We start from the raw sequence: 20,673 nt of genomic DNA on the forward strand, positions 1-20,673 counted from the left end.
GCGCAAAGATAAGGAAGCGCACCAAACCTTTCCCAAAGAAGGCTTTTCAGTCTTCAATTTTACACGGGCCTTACAATTATCATACAGTTTTAAAGCCGCCTTTATGCATTGGCAGGTTTGTGCCTGCTTTGCAATACTTCTTCAATATCGCTTAAATGCATGCCCTTCGCACTCAGCAAAACCAGGTAATGAAACAGCAGGTCGGCGGCTTCATTCTTAAAAAGATCATCATTGCTGTCTTTGGCCTCAATTACCACTTCCACAGCTTCTTCGCCCACCTTTTGTGCAATTTTATTAATGCCTTTTGCGAATAAACTGCTTACATAAGAGCCTTCCTGTTTGGTTTCCTTTCTCGATTGAATGATCTTTTCCAGCTGGTATAAAAAACTGCCATCATTCGTTTCATTGAAACAGGTATCGGCCCCTGTGTGGCAAACCGGCCCGGCAGGATTGGCCTTGATCAATAACGTATCGTTATCACAATCAAGCCGCATATCTTTTACAAAAAGAAAATTGCCGCTGGTTTCACCTTTCGTCCAAAGCCTTTGCTTGCTGCGGCTGAAGAATGTGATCTTTTGTTCGGTAAGCGTTTTATTGTAGGCTTCTTCATTCATATAACCCAGCATTAAAACAGTATGGGTGGCTGCATCCTGCACAATTACCGGCACAAGTTTGTCTGGAAACTTATTGAAGTCGGGAAGCAAGCCCCCATCCCCTGAAGGGGAGTTTTTACGTTCGTGATTGCTCATTGTGAAAAAAATATTTGAATAATTTTTATGTTATCAACTATGGTATTTCATGGCGTCGTCCCTTGTGTCACTCCCTTGTACTGCATTTTTTCATAGCAGCTTTTTTAGACTGGCTCAGTCTTCAAGACTGAGCCAGTCTTTCACATTCGTACATGAATATTTTGTTCTTTCAAAAACATTTTTAAATCAGGAATAGCAATTTCCTTATAATGAAACAAACTCGCTGCTAATGCTGCATCGGCGCCGGCTTCAAATACATCGGTAAAATGCTGCATGTTGCCTGCTCCGCCACTTGCAATTACCGGAACAGATGAAAACGCTTCCACCTCTTTTATTAATCCATTGGCAAAGCCCTGTTTCGTTCCATCATGATTAATAGAGGTTAATAAAATTTCACCGGCGCCCAAATCAATTGCCTGTTTCATCCAGTCAATTGCGTTCATGGTGGTAGCAACGCGGCCACCGTTCAAATACACAAACCAGTTATCATTTTCAAACTTTGCGTCCACCGCTAAAACGGTGCATTGCGTGCCAAACCGGTTGGCAATTTCTGTTATCAGCGCCGGCCTTTTTATAGCTGCCGTATTGATAGAAACTTTATCAGCGCCGGCATTCAGCAACACACTTACATCTTCAACAGAACTAATACCGCCGCCCACCGTAAACGGAATGTTGATGGCTGCTGCAACTTTGGTTACCAATTCCAGCAAAGTTTTGCGTTTTTCGTTGGTGGCCGTTATGTCTAAGAACACCAGTTCATCCGCTCCCTGTTCTGCGTACATGGAAGCCAGTTCAACCGCATCGCCGGCATCGCGTATGTTCACAAAGTTCACGCCTTTTACCGTGCGGCCATTTTTTACATCCAGGCAAGGGATGATTCTCTTTGTAAGCGGCATTATAAAATTTTTGCTTAGGCTAAAGCCTTTTTTGTTGTTTGTTCTAACCAGGCCTTTAAGGCCTGGGGTAATAAAATCATGAACTACCGGCTTTAGCCTACGTGTGAAATGCTATTATAACGTGAGTTCGATAATAAGCCCGAAGGGCTTTAATATAAATAGCCGCCGGTTTCACTGGCGGTGAATCGGCACCGGTTTATTGAACCCCGCCGGGGTTCAATAACAACCCTGCCTCATTTCCCCCGAATTTTATTCGGGGCTATTAAAATTTAATCCCCTTCGGGATTTTCCTGCCTGCAAATTTCTTCACTAAGCCTTATATCGAACTCACGTTATTATATTAATTCAAATACTTTTTAAGCTCAGGCAATTTTATCCTTCCTTCATACAAAGCTTTGCCAATAATAACACCAGAGCAACCAATGGCATTCAACTCCTCCACATCTTCAATAACCGTAACGCCGCCGCTGGCAATTAAATTTAATGCAGGAAATTTCCCCAGTATCTTTTTATATAATCCTGTTGATGTGCCCTGCAGCAAACCATCTTTGGAAATATCGGTGCAGAAAATATTTTCAATCCCTTTAATTATATAAGTGCTTATATAATTAAAGATGTTGATGTTGGCCGGTTGCTGCCAGCCGTGTATCATAATGTTCTCATCTTTTACATCAGCGCCTAACAAAATTTTAGCTGCACCAAACTGGCTTATCCATTCCTCAACAGCCTCTGGTTGTTTTACAGCAATGCTGCCAATATTAAAGAACATAGCGCCTGCATTTAAAACATTTTCAACATCTGCTGTTGTTTTAATGCCGCCGCCAAAATCTATCTTTAGCTTTGTTTGCAATGCAACAGCTTCCAGTGTTTTTAAGTTGATGATTTTTCCCGCCCTGGCGCCATCCAAATCAACCATATGCAAACGCTGAATGCCTGCTTCTTCAAATTCCTTCGCCACATCAACGGGCGATTCATTGTAAACCTTTTTCGTATCATAATCACCCTGAGAAAGCCTTACACATTTGCCTTCTATAATATCTATTGCCGGGATAATTTCAATCATACTTCAATAAAATTTTTCAATATCTTTTCGCCTGCCTTACCCGATTTTTCCGGGTGGAATTGCACCGCATAAAAATTATCTTTTTGTAATGCAGCACTGTATTCCAAACCATAATTGGCGGTTGCTGCTGTATGCGCTGATTTCTCTGCATAATAACTATGCACGAAATACACATATTCATCTTCATTCAGGCCTTTGAACAAAGGCTGCTTTAAATCATAAATATTGTTCCATCCCATCTGCGGCACTTTTACATCGCCGGTAAATTTCTTTACATGCTCATTAAAAATGCCAATGCATTTTGTGTCGTTTTCTTCAGAATACGCACATAGCAACTGCATACCCAAACAAATTCCCAGGAAGGGTTGTTTGCAATCCCTGATGATGGCATCCAGCTTTCTTTCACGCAAATAATTCATGGCAAAGCCCGCGGCGCCAACACCGGGAAAAATAATTTTATCAGCACTTAATATTGCTTCTGCATCATCGGTAACAATGGCATTTATGCCCAGCCGTTGCAAACCGAATTCGACAGAGCAAACATTACCGGCGTTGTATTTTATGATAACCATAGAACGGCCTCTCCCCAAACCCCTCCCCGAAGGGAAGGGGTTTTAGTCCCTGCTGCTCGCAGGGTTTAATTTATTTTTTACTTGTTGCTTTTAAATTATAAAAACTTAATTAAATAAAACCCATTCAAATTTTCACGCTCTCAAAAGTCTCCTCTTAGGGGAGATTTAGAGGGGCTAAGTCCTTCCCTAAGAGAAAGATTTAGGATGGGCTGTGGGCTATAACATCCCTTTTGTTGTTGGCAATGCATCACTGTTTTCATTCACCGCCACTGCCATCTTAATTGCCTTTGCGAATGCTTTGAATATAGATTCTATTTTATGATGTTCATTATCGCCTTCAGCTTTAATGTTCAGGTTGCATTTAGCCGCATCGCTGAATGATTTGAAGAAATGATAGAACATTTCTGTCGGTACATCGCCCACGTACTCCCGCCTGAATTGCACATCCCACACCAGCCATGCACGGCCGCCAAAATCAATGGCTACCTGTGCCAGGCAATCATCCATCGGCAATAAAAAACCATAACGTTCAATGCCGCGTTTATTGCCCAATGCTTTTGATACGGCTTCGCCCAAAGCAATGGCGGTATCTTCTATGGTATGATGCTCATCAATATGCAAATCACCATCAACCTTTAAGTTCAAATCAATTAAGCTATGTTTTGATAACTGCTCTGCCATGTGATTGAAAAAATTCAATCCTGTGTCAACATTGTAAACGCCGTTGCCATCCAAATTCATTTCAATAGAAATCTTTGTTTCATTGGTATTTCTTGTGTGAGAGATTTTTCTTGCAGATGATTTGACGATATCAAAAATTCCATTCCATTCATAAACAAGTTTTGAGCCTTCGCCATTTTTTACAAGGAATTGCCCGTTCATTTTTTCAATTAAAAATTCATCAGCATTTGAAATAGTTTCAATGGCATTTGAAATGCTGAATGTAAGCTCACTGTTTAAAATATTAATGGCTTGCTGCACGCCGGGTTTAACAAGCAAGGCATCTTCAACTACCAGGATAATATCATAACCAAGCCGTTGTATTTTATATAAGCTGATGATAACTGTTTTTTCAAAAACAGGCGCCGCTTCATTTGCAGCGCTGATGATCGCATGTATGCTTACAAATAGTTTCTTCATTATTTATAATTTTTAAAAGCAGCCAATAAGTTATCATTTTCTTCCGGCGTTCCAATGGTTATGCGTAAACTGTTTTCGCATAAAGGCTGGCTGCTGCGGTTACGCACTACAATGTTTTTTGAAACAAGATATTGATATAATTTTTTTGCATCATCCACCTTCACCAAAATAAAATTGGCATCGGAAGGATAAATTATTTTGATGAAATCAAATTGCTTAAACTCTTTTAATAACCTTTCTTTTTGCTGTATGAGGATATTTGTTTTGTCTTTTGCCTGCTGTTCATTTTGCAATGCCTGCAAAGCCAGTTGCTGCGTTGCTTCGCTGATGTTGTACGGCGGTTTTATTTTATTGAATACATGAATAATTGCTGTTGATGAATATGCAAAACCAATCCTTAATCCCGCTAAACCCCAGGCCTTTGATAAGGTTTGCAACACAACCAAATTTGGAAATTCATTCAGGCGCTGCGACCATGATTGTACAGGCGCAAAATCAATATAGGCCTCATCTGCAACCACAATGCCGTTAAAATTTTTCAACAGCCATTCAATGCTTTGCGTGTTTAATAAATTACCGGTTGGGTTATTGGGAGAACAAACAAAAATGATCTTCGTTTTATCATCAATGCCATCTTGTATAGCATCAATATTCAACTGGTAATCTTCGGTAAGCAATACTTTATTGATGGAAACATCGTTTATCTCCGCACTTACTTCATACATGCCATACGTGGGAGGGAAGATGAGGATGTTGTCAACACCGGGATTGCAGAAAGACCTTATCAATAGATCAATGGCTTCATCGCTGCCGTTGCCCACAAAAATATTTTCTGCCGGAACATGCTTAATGCTGCTGAGTTTTTGCTTCAATTGTTTTTGTAAAGGATCGGGATAGCGATGAAAATTATTATTGAGCGCTGAGCCTAAGCTGTTTTCATTCGCATCTAAAAATATCTGTGCATCGCCTTCAAATTCTGAACGTGCAGATGAATAAGGAATCAATTTTTTTACGTTGTTCCTAAGAATGCTATCTAAACTAAACTGAGTTGTTAGCGGGTTTTTTAGCCCCTCTCCTTTGGAGAGGGGTTGGGGTGAGGTCAACCTCACATTCACTGCATTCGCATGCGCCTGCAAACCTTCTGCTTCGGCCAATGTTGTTACGGCGTTACGTATATTTTGCAAACCTTGTTTACTTAATTGCTGAAACGTTATTTTCTTATAAAAACTATCTAATGATACACCGCTGTAAGTTTTTGCAAAACCATTCGTTGGTAAAGTATGATTAGTTCCGGAAGCATAATCACCCACACTTTCCGGTGAATAATTGCCGAGGAAAACAGAACCAGCATTGGTTATTTGTTCAGCAATATTTTCAGCATCATTACAACTGATGATCAAATGCTCCGGCGCATATTCATTTATCAATTCAATGGCTTCCTTCAAATCATTTACCAAAATAACTTTGCTGTTTTGCAACGCACCCTTTGCAATATCTTTCCTGGGCAATGCATCCAGTTGTTCATTCAAAGCTTTAATTGTTTGTGTAATAACAGTTTCATTGCCGGTAACCAGAACAACCTGCGAATCTTTTCCATGCTCAGCCTGGGACAACAGGTCAGCCGCAATAAAATTTGCATCAGCAGATTCATCTGCCATTACAGCTACTTCGCTCGGGCCGGCCGGCATATCAATCGCAAGGCCTGATGCATTTACCAGCATTTTAGCGCAGGTGATATATTGGTTGCCTGGCCCGAATATCTTATATACTTTATCAATCGTTTCTGTTCCGTAAGCCATAGCGGCTATAGCCTGTGCGCCGCCAACTTTATATATTTTATCAATGCCAATTTGTTGTGCCGCATATAAAACCGCGGGATGCACCCAACCATTTTTTTGCGGCGGCGTACATAAAATAATTTCCTTGCAACCTGCAAGTTTTGCGGGGCATGCAAGCATGATTAACGTGGAAAACAAAGGCGCCGTGCCACCAGGAATATATAAACCAACTTTATCAATCGCCACACTTTTTCTCCAGCAAACCACACCAGGCATGGTTTCAATTTTTTCTACGGACTGCTTTTGCGCTGCATGAAATGCGCTTACGTTTTTTATAGCCAGTTGTATGGCCTGTTTTAAATCCGCATCAATATTGTTTGCGGTGCCCCATTCTTCATCATTAATGGAAAGATCATTCAGCTCAACTCCATCAAACCGTTTTGTATAATCTTTTAAAGCCGCATCGCCGCGTTGTCTTACATCGTTCAAAATATTTTGCACAACATCTTTTACCGTTGTAAAATCCTGCGAAGGACGTTTTAATATTTCAGCCCAATCTTTCTTTAATGGATATTTTATCACCTGCATCATAAAACCATTTTTTCAATCGGTATAATTAAAATGCCTTCAGCGCCATTGTCTTTCAGGCTTTCAATAATGTTCCAGAAATCATCTTCCTGCACCACAGAATGCAGTGAGCTCCATCCTTCAATGCCTAATGGTAAAATGGTCGGGCTTTTCATGCCGGGAATTAAACTGCAGATCACATCCAGTTTATTATTCGGTGCATTCAGTAGAATATATTTATTCTTCTTCGCTTTTTTTACAGCCTGTATGCGGAACAATAATTTCTTCAGCAATAATTGTTTTTCCGGCGACAAATTTTTATTGCCGATAAGCGCTGCCTGCGAATTTAATATCACTTCCGTTTCCTTCAAGCCATTTGAAAACAAGGTGCTGCCGCTGCTCACCAAATCGCATATCGCATCGGCCAAACCCACGCCCGGCGTGATTTCCACGGAACCGCTTATTTCGTGTATCTCTGCTTTAATATTATGCTTATCCAAAAAATTCTGTAATAAAAAAGGATACGTTGTTGCAATGCGTTTACCATTTAAAAACTGCGCATCAGCATAATTTTCATTGCGCGGCACTGCAACCGATAAGCGGCATTTACCAAAGCCAAGCTCTTCAACCAGCTCAACATTTTTGTTGGTTTCATATACAATGTTTTCACCAACAATGCCAATATCAGCCACACCATCTTCCACGTATTGCGGTATATCATCGTCGCGCAAAAACAAGATCTGCATCGGGAAGTTCATCGCTTCGTTCAGCAGTTTGTTCATGCCGTTTTGCAGTTCAATACCGCATTCTTTTAAAATCTTTACAGAATCATCATATAGCCTTCCCGATTTCTGTAACGCTATCTTCAGCTTTGTTTCCATTTGTTTAAAATAAAAAAGGCCTACGTTTAAGTAAGCCTTTGTTTGAAATGTTATAGTTACATACAATCATTACAGCTTACCCGGCTGAGTAAAATGATGATGATGTGTATGTGCGTTGTAATTCATAATTGAGGCGCAAAAATAATAACTCAATTTAATTGAACAACTTTTTTATTAAAAATTTTTAAGCAATATAAATATTGCTGATGGTTATGTGTATGTTACCGGCAGTTGTACATTACAGCAGCTTCGTTGTGTCACTCCCTTGTACTGATGTTTTTCATGGCAGCAATAGCTTCAAGGCCATAGTAATTTTAAATCTTCGAAAATTTAATCGTCACTAAATGCAGGCATACCTTATATAAGTTAAAGCAAAAGGAGTAAAAAAAGGAAGTAAATTTGAGTAGGATATTTTTAAATAACTTAACTCAAATACCTTATATGCTTGCAAACTACCTAAAGATTGCGCTTAGGGTTTTTCTCCGGGATAAAGCGTATTCATTTATTAATTTATCAGGAATTATTATCGGCCTTGCCAGTGTTTTTATGATAATGGCATACGTGGTATATGAATTTTCATATGACAAATACTACAGCAACCATAATCGTGTTTACAGGCTTGTGAGCGAAGATTTAGTAAATGGCCAATACCAAAAAAGTATTGAGCTTCCAGTGCAGGTAGCCCCAATGCTTAAAAATGAATTGCCGGACGTTGAATCATTTACTTCAATGTTTGTTACTGGTGGAGATTTTATTATTGGCAGTAAACCTGTAAGCCTTGCAGGTATAAGTGTCGACAGCGGTTTTTTTCACGTATTTAATATTCCTTTTGTCAGGGGAAATGCACTTTCATTTCAAAATACAAAAGACGTTGTAATAACTGAAAAAATAGCAAACGCTTATTTCCGCAATGCAAGCCCAATTGGGTTGTTACTACAACAAAAAAGGTTTGATGGTTCAACGGAGTATTATACAATAATGGGGGTAATTAAAAATATTCCGGGCAACACACATTTCAGCGCTGATATTATAATATGCTCCAACAAAAAAACGGAAACACTTAACTGGCAAAAAATATATGCCTCTGCGCCTCAGTATGTTTTGCTGCACCGTAATGTGAATGTTTATGCAGTTCAGGACAAAATTGCTGCGTTATATACAAAATATAATTTTCCGAAAACACTTCGTATAAGCTTACAGCCTGTAACATCAATTCATCTTAATTCTAATATGCCCGATGAACAATTTGCTGTTGGCAGCATTATCAACGTGTATATTTTTATAATTGTGGCTATACTTATATTAATTACAGGCTGTATAAATTTTATAAACCTTACTACCGCACGTTCTTTAAAGCGAACAAAAGAAATTGGTATTAGAAAAGTTATGGGTGCCGAAAAAAAACAACTGGCTTTTCAGTTTATAGCAGAATCAACATTACTTTTTTTGTTCGCTACACCTGTTGCAATTGCCACTAGTTATATGTTATGGCCATATTTTACAAATGTATTGAACATCGAACTAACCCAGGCTTATCTTCTTCAGCCTGTATATATATTATTTGTATTATTGTTGAGCATTGTAACAGGAATAATTGCGGGGGCTTACCCGGCTTTGCTCATATCAAAATTTCAACCCGCACACATTTTAAAAGATTGGGAAAAAGGTGCCGGATTAAATACGCGAACACGTAAAATTTTAATCATTTCCCAATTTGTAATTTCCATTTCCCTTATTATCACTGCCGTTTTTGTAAATGACCAGTTGCGTTTCCTGAACAATATAAACCTTGGTTTCAATAAAACGCTGCTGATTTCACTGCCATTTAAAAGATTTGTAAATAATAGTGAAGACGTTTTACGTAATGAGTTATTGAAAAATAAAAACATTGAAGGTGTAACAACTGCCAGTTGGAATGCCGGCCAAAGGTATGGTGCAACATCTTCTATGGATAGCCCTGCTGATTCTTTGCAACAATGGAATTTTGCATTTGTTGATGCAGATTTAGATTTTATAAAAACTATGCAAATAAAATTGGTGGAAGGCCGGAATTTTTCTCCGGCTTATGCAGCTGATATATTTAATATAGATTCTGCTTTGCAAAAGCAGCATACAGGTAAGACAAAAGCAGACGAATGGATGGATGCCGTTTCGTTGCAGTCAATAATACTTTCCCAACAGGCAGCACAAATGATTCATCTTAAACAAACCGGGCAGGTATTAAAATATGGCGCTTTACAGGGAACTGTAATTGGAGTTGTAAATGATTTTTTAGGAATGTCGTTGCTTGATGAAAATACACCTGTTGTAATAAGATGCGCACTGCATCAAAATGTAGGCTATACCTATGTGCGGATAAGTCCGTACAACATAGATGAAACTATCGAATATATGCACGCAACCTGGAGCAATCTTTTTCCGGGCGATAGTTTTAATTTTTCATTTGTGGATGAGAAATTAAAAAAAATGTATGATGAAAAGTTCAATATGCTTGCTGTGTTTAATGCTTTTTCTGTAATTGCTATAGTAATTGCTTTGCTTGGCTTATTTAGCCTTGTCGCAATTACTATTCAGCAAAAAACAAAAGAAATAGGGATTAGAAAAATTCTTGGTGCAAATGTTGCAGACATATTGATGCTGTTGTCAAAAGATTACATGCGTCTCATAATTATTGCCATTTTAATTGCAGTTCCGCTGGCATTGCTTTCAGTGAAAAAGTGGCTGCAAAACTTTTACTACCGCATAGAAATAAATTGGTGGGTATTTGCAGTAACTGCAATTGCAATTTTAGCAATTGCATTAATTACAATTGTAATGCAAACTGTAAAAGCAGCAAATGCTAACCCTGTAAAAAGCTTGAGGAGTGAATAATCAAGGAATTAAGGGTATGTTATGTTGACACGATGCTACTATCTTTTATAATATATTATTCGGCAATTTTGTAAAATACCACAGCTTTTGTTTTGGTGGTTGCTTATCGTTTACGATTATCTACTAATCACTACCCATTTATATTCACCGGCATTTAACGTTACGGGTACAGTAATTTCATAGTTGCGGCTTAGCTGTACTGTTATTGTTTTTGCGCCCATTATATTCACCGTGGCAGTGTTAGTTAAACCCGTGTAATATAATGGTAGTATAATATTGCGGATAATTTTTTCAGTGGTTGGGTTGAACAGCATCACCAATGCTTTTTCTTTAAGCGAAGGGTTTACATGCATCCATCCGTCCCAGTCGCGGCCATCGGCGCGGCGCAGGTGAATGACAGATGAATTTAAAATATCTCTATGTTGCTTATACCAGTTGATGACTTTTATTACTGTTGCTTTTGTTGTGTCGTTATCATATAACCTCGGGCCCCGGTAACAAGCCTGTACACCTGCGCCATAATATTGCATCATCAGTTGCTCATAATCTTTCAGGTGTTCTGAAAGTGGCTCCAGCACTGCATCTGCGCCGCCGCCCTGGTATTTTGTGAGCGGCACAAAACCCCAGCCCATTGATGGTGTTTTTTCCCAGGTGCCGTCAAAAATATTTTGGCGGTTCAATATTTTTTGCTGTACCCTTGATAAAGAAAAATTTACTTCCCTGTAACCCAATGGCAGTTTATTGGTGCCATCAAGCACATACCAATCCGGCGCATTGATATATACGCCCCTTTCGTTCAGCCAATGGTATAACTCTTTCTGAATTTCCATTTGCCGCCACTGGCTGTCGTCTTTATCCTTATGGCCGGGATGCGTTGTAGATGCGCAAATATCGCCAGGATAAGGCCCGTCGTTCTCCCATATATTAAAACCTGTTTGCGCAATGAAATATTTTATTTTATCGCGGTAAGCCAACCCCCATTTGCTGCCATAGCAGGGCGCATAGCCAAAGAAAGCGCCGCCGGGCTTGCCCGTTGCAGGGTTGATCACATCATCACTGTCGCTTATATGCCTTGAACTGAACAGTGAATAACTGCCGATCAGGATATTTTTACTATGCGCAACATCAGCTATCTTTTTCCAGTGCTGAATGTTTGTGGCAGATGTGTCTTCCATATTGCAATGGCTGCCGAAACTTAATATCAATGCTTCATAGCCGGTGGCTGCACATTGATTGATGGCGTTATACACTTCATCATCATTCCTGCTTACAAGGTGCATAAAAATTGGGTTTTGCGTTGTCCACGGCGCAATGGTTTTATATAGCTGCTGTATCATTAATCCGCGCCTTTCCCGGTCGTAACTGTCCATCAATAATTCATTGGTGCGGATGGATTGAAATGTTTCGCCCGGCTGCAACTCAATGCCCGGTGCATTTTCAGCGTAAACCTGCAATAAGCATGGCGTGGTTAAATTATAATTCACCTGCGAAGTATAAGTAGTATCTTTTTGCCAGTGCGTTGTCTGGTCGCTTACATCATAATTCATGGAATTATTAAAAGCGTAATTGCTTTCAACATATAGGCCATGCTGTTTCTGCATTTTTTCTTCAGAGCCTACAACGGCGCTTTCTTCTTCTACCATGCCCAGCACTTCATTAATTACGCGGTTAAGCTTTATGGTTTTATTGCTATTGTTTTGTATAACCAGCGATTTTGTTATTAAGGGAAGGCCATCGTATAATTCATAATTTATTTCTACCTCAATGTCTTTTACAGCTTCGCGGTTGCCTTCAAAATAAACCGTAAGCATTTTGCCGGTTGCCTGTTTTTTGCTGGAAGCCCATGTGGTGCATTTCCAGTTGAGGAATGGTTGTATATCGCGTACCGTAAATTTTTTATAAATGAAAGCCGCACCCGCTGTTGTAAAATTGTTTATCCATTGCGGCAGGAGATAGGCGTTTTCAGTTTGTCCATACAATCCGCCAACATTATATTCTTTATTGTCAATAATGAGTTTCGCTTCCGGTTTTATGGAGCGTAACAACTGCTGGCCGTTGCTCATATTTTTATAATCAATACAGGCGAAGCCAGGCGTAGTTGTGAATGTTCTTTTGGTGAGGCCATTGTATAAAATAATTCCTTTTTTATCTGCCGTATAATAAACGGCTGCTTTTTGTTTAACGGGTTGTATAAGCCAGTCTGCAGTTTGTTGTTTTTCCAATGATGATGAATAAGGCTGCTGTGTATATGCCTGTATTACCGAAAAAATAAAAAGGAATAATATTGAAAGACGAAACTGCATTTGCATAAACAGAAATATTTATTGGTAAGCTGCCTGGTAGTTGTTTGAATTAATAAAAATAAACTTACATATCTGACGCTTTAGTTGACAATATATAATTATCTGACCTGAAAAGCGCCTTACCGATAGCCTATGACTAATTTAAATAAATGAACTCCAGCAGCTTCTTAATTTAACGTGAGTTCGGGATAAGCGATATGTTTAAAGCTTGCAGACAGACCTCACCTAAATCCTCTCCAAAGGAGAGGACTTCCGACGCCCTAAAACTCATAAAACATGCAAAAAATCATGTTTTTTCTTGCCCTTCTCCTTTGGAGGACTTGTCCCGACCACTCGGGAAGGGTTGGGATGAGGTCGAAATAACAATCTAAGCTTATCCCGAACTCACGTTAAGTTAATAATGGGCAATGTATAAAATAATTAAGCAATCATGCAATTGAAACCGCAGTTGCCCAATGCTATGCTGCATAAGTGCTGTGGCTCCCGAAAAATCGGGACAGGCCAACCGTGATGCCATTTGTTCTGCTGCCGGTATCAAAATAATAATAAAAAAGCGAAGCTTTTATAAAGACAACATGGTTTTGCAGGGGTAATATTTGAGGTTTATAAGATTGGGAATTGCGGATGCGCTGCCCTGTACATGGTTGTGTAATGCAAGCGCAGCGCCCAATGCGGAAGCCTGCGGAATGCTTGCGGCAAACACTTCGATGCCGGGAAAAGCAGCAGCCAACAGGTTCATGTAAACATCGTTCTTGCCAAAACCGCCGTCAACAAATATTTGTTTAACCGGTGCGTTGGCCAGCACAAGTTTTGTTGAAAAAACCTGCTGCGCAATGATGTCTGACATAAACTGGTGGTAAGCCTCTTCATAGGTTTTAAAATTTTGCAGCGGCCTGTTTGCAAACGCTGATTGCTGCACCATTGCAGACTGGCTGCTGATGTTTTTTATAACATGTTGCCTATCGGATTGTTTAAGCAAACTGTGGTTGAATACAATTGTTTTATAGTAATCTTCGCCTGTATTAAAATGTGCTGCCAGTTTTTTAACCTGCTGCTCATGTTCATAGCCTGCAAACAGGCGGGAAGCTTTTACCGGCTTGCCTTCATAACTAAGATAGCACAGGCAATCATTGTGCAGTTCGTAGTCGCTGAGCACAGTTGTATTGAAAGGGTTTAAACTGATGCACCAGGTACCTGTTGAAATTAAAACAAAAGGTTCTTTGAATAGTTTGAGATAAGGTATCAACGCGGCAGAACTATCATGCAGGCCGATGCCAACTGCAATATTGTTTTTATGGTTTGCAATATTTATAACGGCATTGCTATTAAAGATTGCCGGAAACTTTTTATCTATTTCTTCTGCCTGCACCCAGTTATGATAGTTGTTTTTTTGAAAATGCCATAACTGTGTATGACAGCCGATGCTTGTAATATCGCAGGTGGGTTTTGAAGAAAGTATATAACTTAAATATTGCGGAAGGTGCATGGAATACTGTATGCGCTTAAATACATCGGGCTGTTCACATTTTAAGCGATACAATTGCATGCCCGAATTTAAACTGCCCAAAACAGGCGAAGCCGTTTGCCTTGCTATTAAACTTTCACCGCCGTACGTATTATAAAACTGTTGCTTAAGTTTTTCAGGATAAGGTTTGAGGTAATTGTATAAAGGTGTTGCGGGATTGCCATTTTCATCAACATGCACAAAGCTGGCACCGTAGGCGGAAAAGTTAACCGCCTTTACGTTAAACGAAGGGTTGCTGCATACTTTATCAAAGCTGTTTTTTATCCATTCCGTCAGCGCATGCACATCTTCACATTCAAAACCATCTTCATCTTTTATCTCTTCAAATTTTGATGATTCTTCGTGCAGGATATTATACTGTTCATCGAACAGGAATAATTTTTTATTGGTTTTGCCAACATCAAATATGGCGGTAAGGGCAGCCTCTCCTCCCAACCTCCGCTCCAAAGGAGAGGAGGAGTCAGAGCGTTTATTTTTTGATTGGTTTATTGTGTGCACCTTCTTGTTCTCAAGTATTTTATGGCCTGATAAAATAATTGCTGCGCAAATAATCACGCTCTTAAAAGCCTCCCTTTTGGGGAGGTTTGGTGGGGCCTTATAACCCTGTTGCAACGGTTTTGCTGCCTCTTTCCTTAATTAAATTATCCCTCACTTTTTCACTCCTGTAAACAGCAAGCGGGTTTAATGCGCCGCCGCTTCTTAACCTTGCTTCTGCCGCCAATGCGCGCACATCGGTGCGAAAAGCGTTTTGTAAAATTTCCTGCGCTGTTACCACATCATTATTGTTTTGTGCCTCGTTGAGTTTTTTCCGGTCAACCAGCAAAGCCTGCGCATACGTAATCATAATGGCTTCTACTGATTGCAACAGGTCTTCCAGCGGGTCTTTTACATTGTGGCTGGCATCAATCATCCATCCCAAGTCACTTGCATGGTTCATGCCTTTGGCATCCATGCCTTCCACCAGTTCATTAAAAATTAAAAACAATTGATAAGGCTTTATGCTGCCAACCGTTAGGTCATCATCGCCATATTTACTGTCATTAAAATGGAAACCGCCCAGTTTGCCTTCCATCAGCAATAAAGCAACAATCTGTTCAATGTTAGCATTGGGCAGGTGATGGCCAAGGTCAACCAATGTATAGGCTTTGTTGCCAAGTTTGGTAGCATATAACAATGATTGTCCCCAATCGCCAACCGTGGTTGAGTAAAAATTGGGCTCGAAGGCTTTATACTCAACAAACATTTTCCAATTATCCGGCAATGCTGCATATACTTCCCGCAAACTCTCCAATGTATTTTGAAATGCTTTGCGGAAATTTAGTTGTCCCGGAAAACAGGAGCCGTCTGAAAGCCACACGGTGAGCGATTTTGAGCCTAATTCAATACCATATTTTATTACTTCAATATTATGTTCGATGGCTTGTTTGCGGATGGCTTTATTCACGTTTTGCATCGAGCCAAACTTATACGTGTATTGCCGATCAGGCTGATCCTGGAACGTATTGGAGTTCATCGCATCGAACTTTAAGCCATGCTGTGCGGCCAATGCTTTTATATGCGCTGCATTTTCCGGAATATCCCATGGAATATGTAAAGAGATAGCGCCACTGCTTTTATTTAATGCATGCAATAAGCCAATGTCTTCAATCTTCTCTTCCAGGTTGCGGGGCTCGCCGCCGCCGCCAAACCTGCCAAAGCGTGTGCCGCCGGTGCCCAAGGCCCATGAAGGAATAGCTACCTGGAAATCAATAAGCTTCTGCAAAATACTTTCAGCATTATTTATTTCAGCAGCAATAAAATCAAATTTTCGTTGATGATTTTTTAGTGATGATTGGTTGCAGGTGTCAACTTTATATTGATCTAATTTCATTTGGCAACTTTTTTTGAACCACAAAGGCACAAAGGCCCAAAGCGGCACTAAGTTTTTAAAATATTATTCTTTTGATTCCGTTCTTTATTAATGGCACATGAAAGTTTATTAAAAATCCTAAACGTTTACCTGTAAGTTTTAAATAGCTAAGTAACTGTGCTTCCCAAACAGGATGATAATTTTCCTGCGCTTTTAATTCTATAATTATAACATCTTCTATCAATAAATCCAACCTTAATCCATCGTCAATTATTAATGACTGATAAATAATAGGTACTTCTTTTTCTTTTTCGTAATTAATGTTTCTATTGAACAATTCATAACAGAAGCATTTTGCATAAACACTTTCTAATAAACCTGGCCCTAATTCTTTATGAATTTTAAAAGCAATATCTACAATTTGTTTAGCCAGATATTCTTCTTTTTCTGAGAGTTTAGCGTACATGGTTTTATTTTTTTATGAACCACTAAGACACAAAGTCACAAAGGTTCACCAATTTTTCTTTGTGTTGCTTAGAGTCTTTGTGGCTTCGTGGTTCAGGCTATCTCAAAAACGCTGCCGCCACACCTCCATCAACATTTAAAACATTACCTGTTGATTTATTGAGCAAGCCGCTTACAAATACAAAACAGGCATTGGCAATATCTTCCGGCAATATCGCTTCATTCAGCAAGGTGCGCTTTGCATAATACGCCGGTAACTCTTCCACTGTAATACCATAAGCTTTGGCGCGTCCTTCAGCCCAGCCGCCAGCCCAGATGTTACTGTCTGCAATAACCGCATCGGGGTTAACGGTGTTTACGCGAATTTTATCGCCGCCTAACTCAGCCGCCAGTAGCCTTGAAAGGTGTGCCTGTGCTGCTTTTGCGCTGCCATAACCGGCATTGTTTGGGCCTGCAACAACAGAATTCTTTGAAACGATATTGATGATGTCGCCGCCAATATTTTGGCTGCGCATTATTTCAATGCCGGCTTTCGAAACAAGAAACTGCCCCTTCACCAAAATATCATATAACTTATTCCAATCGGCTATTGAATGATCGGTGATGGATTTTGATATGCTGATGCCGGCGTTATTCACCACAATATCAACGCCGCCAAAAGCAAGCACAGCATCGGTAAATGCTTTTTCGATCGTATCGTTATTCGTTACATCAAGCAATGTGGAAGCGGCTGTATCTCTGCCGAATTGTTTTTGAAATTCTTCCATTGCGCCTTTCAGCCTTTCTTCATTAATATCATTAATAACAACACAGGCGCCTTCTTCTGCAAACTTTCTGGCGATGGCTTTTCCAATGCCGCCGGCGCTGCCGGTTATTAAAGCAATTCTTCCGCTTAAAGGTTTGGGCTTAGGCATACGCTGCAGCTTGGCTTCTTCCAGTAACCAGTACTCAATATTGAAGGCTTCCTGCCGTGGCAATGATGTGTATGCACTCACAGCTTCAGCGCCTTTCATTACATTGATGGCATTGATGTAAAATTCTGAGGCCACCCTTGTTGTTTGTTTATCCTTTGCAAAGCTGAACATACCCACACCGGGATATAAAATGATAACAGGGTTGGCATCACGAATCGAAGGACTGTTAGGATGTTTACAGGTGTTGTAATAGTCTGCATACATCTTCCTGTAAGCTTCAAACTGTGGCGCCAGTTTTTCTTTTATGGCTGTAACGTTAGTTACATCTTCATCTGTTGAAAGATTTAAAACCAGTGGAGAAATTTTAGTGCGAAGAAAATGGTCCGGGCAGCTTGTGCCCATTGGCGCCAATCGTTCCAGGTCGTTTGAATTGATGTATTCGAGCACTCTTTCATCATCAGTAAAGTGACCGATCATGCTTTGTTTTAATGAACAAAAGCCTCTTAATACAGGCGCCAGTGCTGCGGCTTTTGCAAGCCTTTCTTCTTTGGGTAATGATCGTATTTTCTGGCCGCCAAAAGTTGGCCTTTTTTTGCCGAAATTATCTTCAAGGTATTGTGCGCATTTTTCAATTACTTCAAGCGTGTTGATATAACTTTCATACGCTGTATCGCCCCAGGTAAACAAGCCATGCGAGCCTAACATAATGCCGCGCAGGTTTGGATTTTCATCAACAGCGGCTTTTAATTTCAAACCCAAATCAAAGCCAGGCCTTTGCCATTCCACCCAGCCAATTGCACCATTAAATAATTCCTGTGTTATCTGCTTTCCTTCCTTTGCTGCAGCTATTGCAATGACTGCATCAGGATGCAAATGATCTATATGTTTGTAAGGAAGAAAACCGTGCAAAGGTGTATCTATTGAAGGCGCTTTTGAAGCAAGGTCATAAATGCAATGATTGAATAATTCCACCATTTCGTCTTCCTGCTCAATACCGCGATATACATTTTTTAATGAACGAAGTTTATCAACATACAATGCCGCAAGGCCGCTGCGTTTCATGGTGCCCAAATCGCCGCCGCTGCCTTTCACCCACATTACTTCCACTTCTTTTCCGGTTAAAGGGTCTTTAGCCATTGCTTTACATGATGTATTGCCGCCGCCATAGTTCGTTAAGCGAAGATCTGCCCCCAATAAATTAGAGCGATATACCAATAATGCCACTTCATCGCCTGCAAGCTTTGCCGCTTCTGCATCATCCCATAAATAACTGACGTGTTGAAAGCTGCCGGCACTTAAACCCCCATCCCCTGAAGGGGAGCTTTTGGGAGTGTGTATGTTTTTTGTTTCCATGATAATATTTATGTCTTTATAATTTATACAATAAAGTCCGGAGACCATAGCTGTTCGAAACCATTTTCTTAAAGCCTCACAGAGGCTTAACGTGTGTACAATGCTGCCCGTAATGTTTCTTTACCGTTCCATTGGAACGGAACATTTACATGTACCACACTTACGGTGTGGAAATCCCCCTGGCACAATTATTTCTGCACACATGGGCGATCCTATGGATCGCGGATCGCTCATGCAGGTTTCAAATACTTCAGGTCCGGAGACTTCGCAGAGCAAAAGTCACAGACTGTCTGAACCATGATTTAAAGGATTATTGGATTTGCAGGATGTGAAAAGTATTATAAAGCTTTAATAATTTTTAGCGGCCGCTTAATTTATATCCTGTTAATCTTAAAATCCTAAAAATCCAGGTTCAGACTACTTCAGCGAATTTCCATATCCCACCACCAGTACCGAAATGACAATAGTGATAATACCGGTGATAATAGTGGTTGTGGTTTTTTTAGTTACGCCTTTCCATTCTTTCAATACAATGCCCCATAAGTTGGCCACCAGTATAATGAAGGCCATGTGCAATATCCAGCTGCTGGGGCCATTGCCCAGTTTGCTTTCGCCCATGCCATAAAAAAAGAACTGTAAAAACCAGGTAGTGCCTGCCAGCGCTGAAAAAATATAGTTTGATAGCAAAGGTGTTTTGCTGTTGGTATAATCGCCAAAGGTTTTATTGCGGGCATTTAACAGCATGCACCAAATAAAGTTGGTAGTTAAGCCCCCCCATAAAACCACTACGTAAGTAACGTTGTTCTGATACAAAAACTCACCCTGGTTTATGTGCGCCTGCTTCCATAATTCATTGGCGATATTGGCCATTGGCTTGCCGGCTTCAAGGCCAAAGTTAAAACAGGCGCTTAGTATGCCTGAAACGATGGAAACAAACATGCCCAATCCAAACTTATATTCGGTGGAAGCCGTTGCGCCATGCGGGTCTGTGCCTGCAGTTGATAATTGCTTTTCTTTCATTATTCCTGCCTTGCCGCAAACGATAAGTCCCAGCACACATAAAGCCAAACCAAACAAAACAGTAATGCCCCATTTTGAACCAATCAGCATACTGAAAGTATCCTTGCCTGCCTGCGGAAAAAGATCGTAATAAATGGAAGGAATGACTGAGCCAAATACCATGCACAGGCCGAGTATGATGCTGCTGCCAAGCGATACGCCAAGATAACGCACGCCAAGCCCGTAGGTTAGGCCGCCAATGCCCCATAAAACACCAAACAGATAGGCCAGCCCAATGGTGGAAGCGCTGGTGCTTTTAATAATGTCCATGAAGTTAGGTATGGTAAGCCAGGCTGCCAGCGGCGGCACAATAAGCCAGGAAAACAAGCCACCAACAATCCAGAAACTTTCCCAGTGCCAGCCCTTTACTTTTTTATAAGGCATGTAAAAACTGCCCGAGGCAAAGCCGCCTATGAAATGAAAAATTACACCAAGTATTACCTGCATTCGTTAGAAAAAGTTAAGTATAAAGCAAAATTAAATTGTATAATTATTCAACTGTCATGTACTGGTATGGTTGTGCAAACTGGGCCAGTCTTTTGAGACTGGCCCAGCTTTAATTAGCTGTTAATTGACTTGTCCTGAAATAGGTTGACAGAAAACTGTTAACTTAATTTCACACAAAATGAGTCAAAAAAGAAAACCAAAACCTGCCTTGGAGGCAAGCAGGGAAAAAATCGTAGCCGAG

General features: G+C 40.2%; 14 protein-coding genes. 1 reads left to right on the top strand and 13 read right to left on the bottom strand.

Annotated elements, in window-relative coordinates; translation table 11 throughout:
- Window positions 1-101: 101 nt before the first annotated feature.
- From hisIE to hisG, 7 genes are all read right to left on the bottom strand, one after another.
- Complete coding sequence (hisIE, locus tag QM629_RS09310) at window positions 102-749, bottom strand: bifunctional phosphoribosyl-AMP cyclohydrolase/phosphoribosyl-ATP diphosphatase HisIE (RefSeq protein ID WP_415159474.1); 648 nt, start codon at window positions 747-749, stop codon at window positions 102-104.
- 140 nt (window positions 750-889) lie between these two features.
- Window positions 890-1,645, bottom strand: a complete 756-nt coding sequence (gene hisF / locus QM629_RS09315; RefSeq protein WP_415159476.1) for an imidazole glycerol phosphate synthase subunit HisF — start codon at window positions 1,643-1,645, stop codon at window positions 890-892.
- 340 nt (window positions 1,646-1,985) lie between these two features.
- Entirely contained in the window at window positions 1,986-2,708 is a 723-nt protein-coding gene (gene hisA / locus QM629_RS09320) for a 1-(5-phosphoribosyl)-5-[(5-phosphoribosylamino)methylideneamino]imidazole-4-carboxamide isomerase (protein WP_415159478.1), read from the bottom strand.
- Window positions 2,705-3,280 (bottom strand): imidazole glycerol phosphate synthase subunit HisH, encoded by a 576-nt coding sequence (gene hisH / locus QM629_RS09325; RefSeq protein ID WP_415159480.1) that lies wholly within the window; start codon window positions 3,278-3,280, stop codon window positions 2,705-2,707. The genes hisA and hisH overlap by 4 nt, the downstream gene beginning before the upstream one ends.
- Before the next feature lie 216 nt (window positions 3,281-3,496).
- Window positions 3,497-4,420, bottom strand: a complete 924-nt coding sequence (gene hisB / locus QM629_RS09330; RefSeq protein WP_415159482.1) for an imidazoleglycerol-phosphate dehydratase HisB — start codon at window positions 4,418-4,420, stop codon at window positions 3,497-3,499.
- Window positions 4,420-6,789, bottom strand: coding sequence for a histidinol dehydrogenase (gene hisD / locus QM629_RS09335; RefSeq protein ID WP_415159484.1), 2,370 nt, complete (start codon window positions 6,787-6,789; stop codon window positions 4,420-4,422). The genes hisB and hisD overlap by 1 nt, the downstream gene beginning before the upstream one ends.
- Window positions 6,786-7,646: an ATP phosphoribosyltransferase gene (gene hisG / locus QM629_RS09340; RefSeq protein ID WP_415159486.1), complete on the bottom strand. Its 861-nt coding sequence runs from the start codon at window positions 7,644-7,646 to the stop codon at window positions 6,786-6,788. The genes hisD and hisG overlap by 4 nt, the downstream gene beginning before the upstream one ends.
- Window positions 7,647-8,087: 441 nt before the next feature.
- Here hisG and QM629_RS09345 point away from each other — a divergent pair, with 441 nt between their 5' ends.
- Window positions 8,088-10,517, top strand: a complete 2,430-nt coding sequence (locus tag QM629_RS09345) for an FtsX-like permease family protein (RefSeq protein ID WP_415159488.1) — start codon at window positions 8,088-8,090, stop codon at window positions 10,515-10,517.
- Between the two features lie 116 nt (window positions 10,518-10,633).
- Here QM629_RS09345 and QM629_RS09350 read toward each other — a convergent pair whose 3' ends face one another.
- From QM629_RS09350 to rhaT, 6 genes are all read right to left on the bottom strand, one after another.
- Window positions 10,634-12,820 (bottom strand): alpha-galactosidase, encoded by a 2,187-nt coding sequence (locus QM629_RS09350; RefSeq protein ID WP_415159490.1) that lies wholly within the window; start codon window positions 12,818-12,820, stop codon window positions 10,634-10,636.
- A gap of 562 nt (window positions 12,821-13,382) precedes the next feature.
- Window positions 13,383-14,843, bottom strand: coding sequence for an FGGY-family carbohydrate kinase (locus QM629_RS09355; protein WP_415159492.1), 1,461 nt, complete (start codon window positions 14,841-14,843; stop codon window positions 13,383-13,385).
- A gap of 97 nt (window positions 14,844-14,940) precedes the next feature.
- Complete coding sequence (locus QM629_RS09360; protein WP_415159494.1) at window positions 14,941-16,215, bottom strand: TIM barrel protein; 1,275 nt, start codon at window positions 16,213-16,215, stop codon at window positions 14,941-14,943.
- 55 nt (window positions 16,216-16,270) lie between these two features.
- A complete protein-coding gene (locus tag QM629_RS09365; RefSeq protein WP_415159496.1) occupies window positions 16,271-16,660 on the bottom strand; it encodes a GxxExxY protein in 390 nt (129 codons plus the stop codon).
- Between the two features lie 97 nt (window positions 16,661-16,757).
- Entirely contained in the window at window positions 16,758-18,926 is a 2,169-nt protein-coding gene (locus QM629_RS09370; RefSeq protein WP_415159498.1) for a bifunctional aldolase/short-chain dehydrogenase, read from the bottom strand.
- Between the two features lie 417 nt (window positions 18,927-19,343).
- Window positions 19,344-20,432, bottom strand: coding sequence for an L-rhamnose/proton symporter RhaT (gene rhaT, locus QM629_RS09375; RefSeq protein WP_415159500.1), 1,089 nt, complete (start codon window positions 20,430-20,432; stop codon window positions 19,344-19,346).
- Window positions 20,433-20,673: the final 241 nt, after the last annotated feature.

It is taken from the genome of Parafilimonas sp., from assembly GCF_047606085.1.
Classification (GTDB): Bacteria; Bacteroidota; Bacteroidia; order Chitinophagales; family Chitinophagaceae; genus Parafilimonas.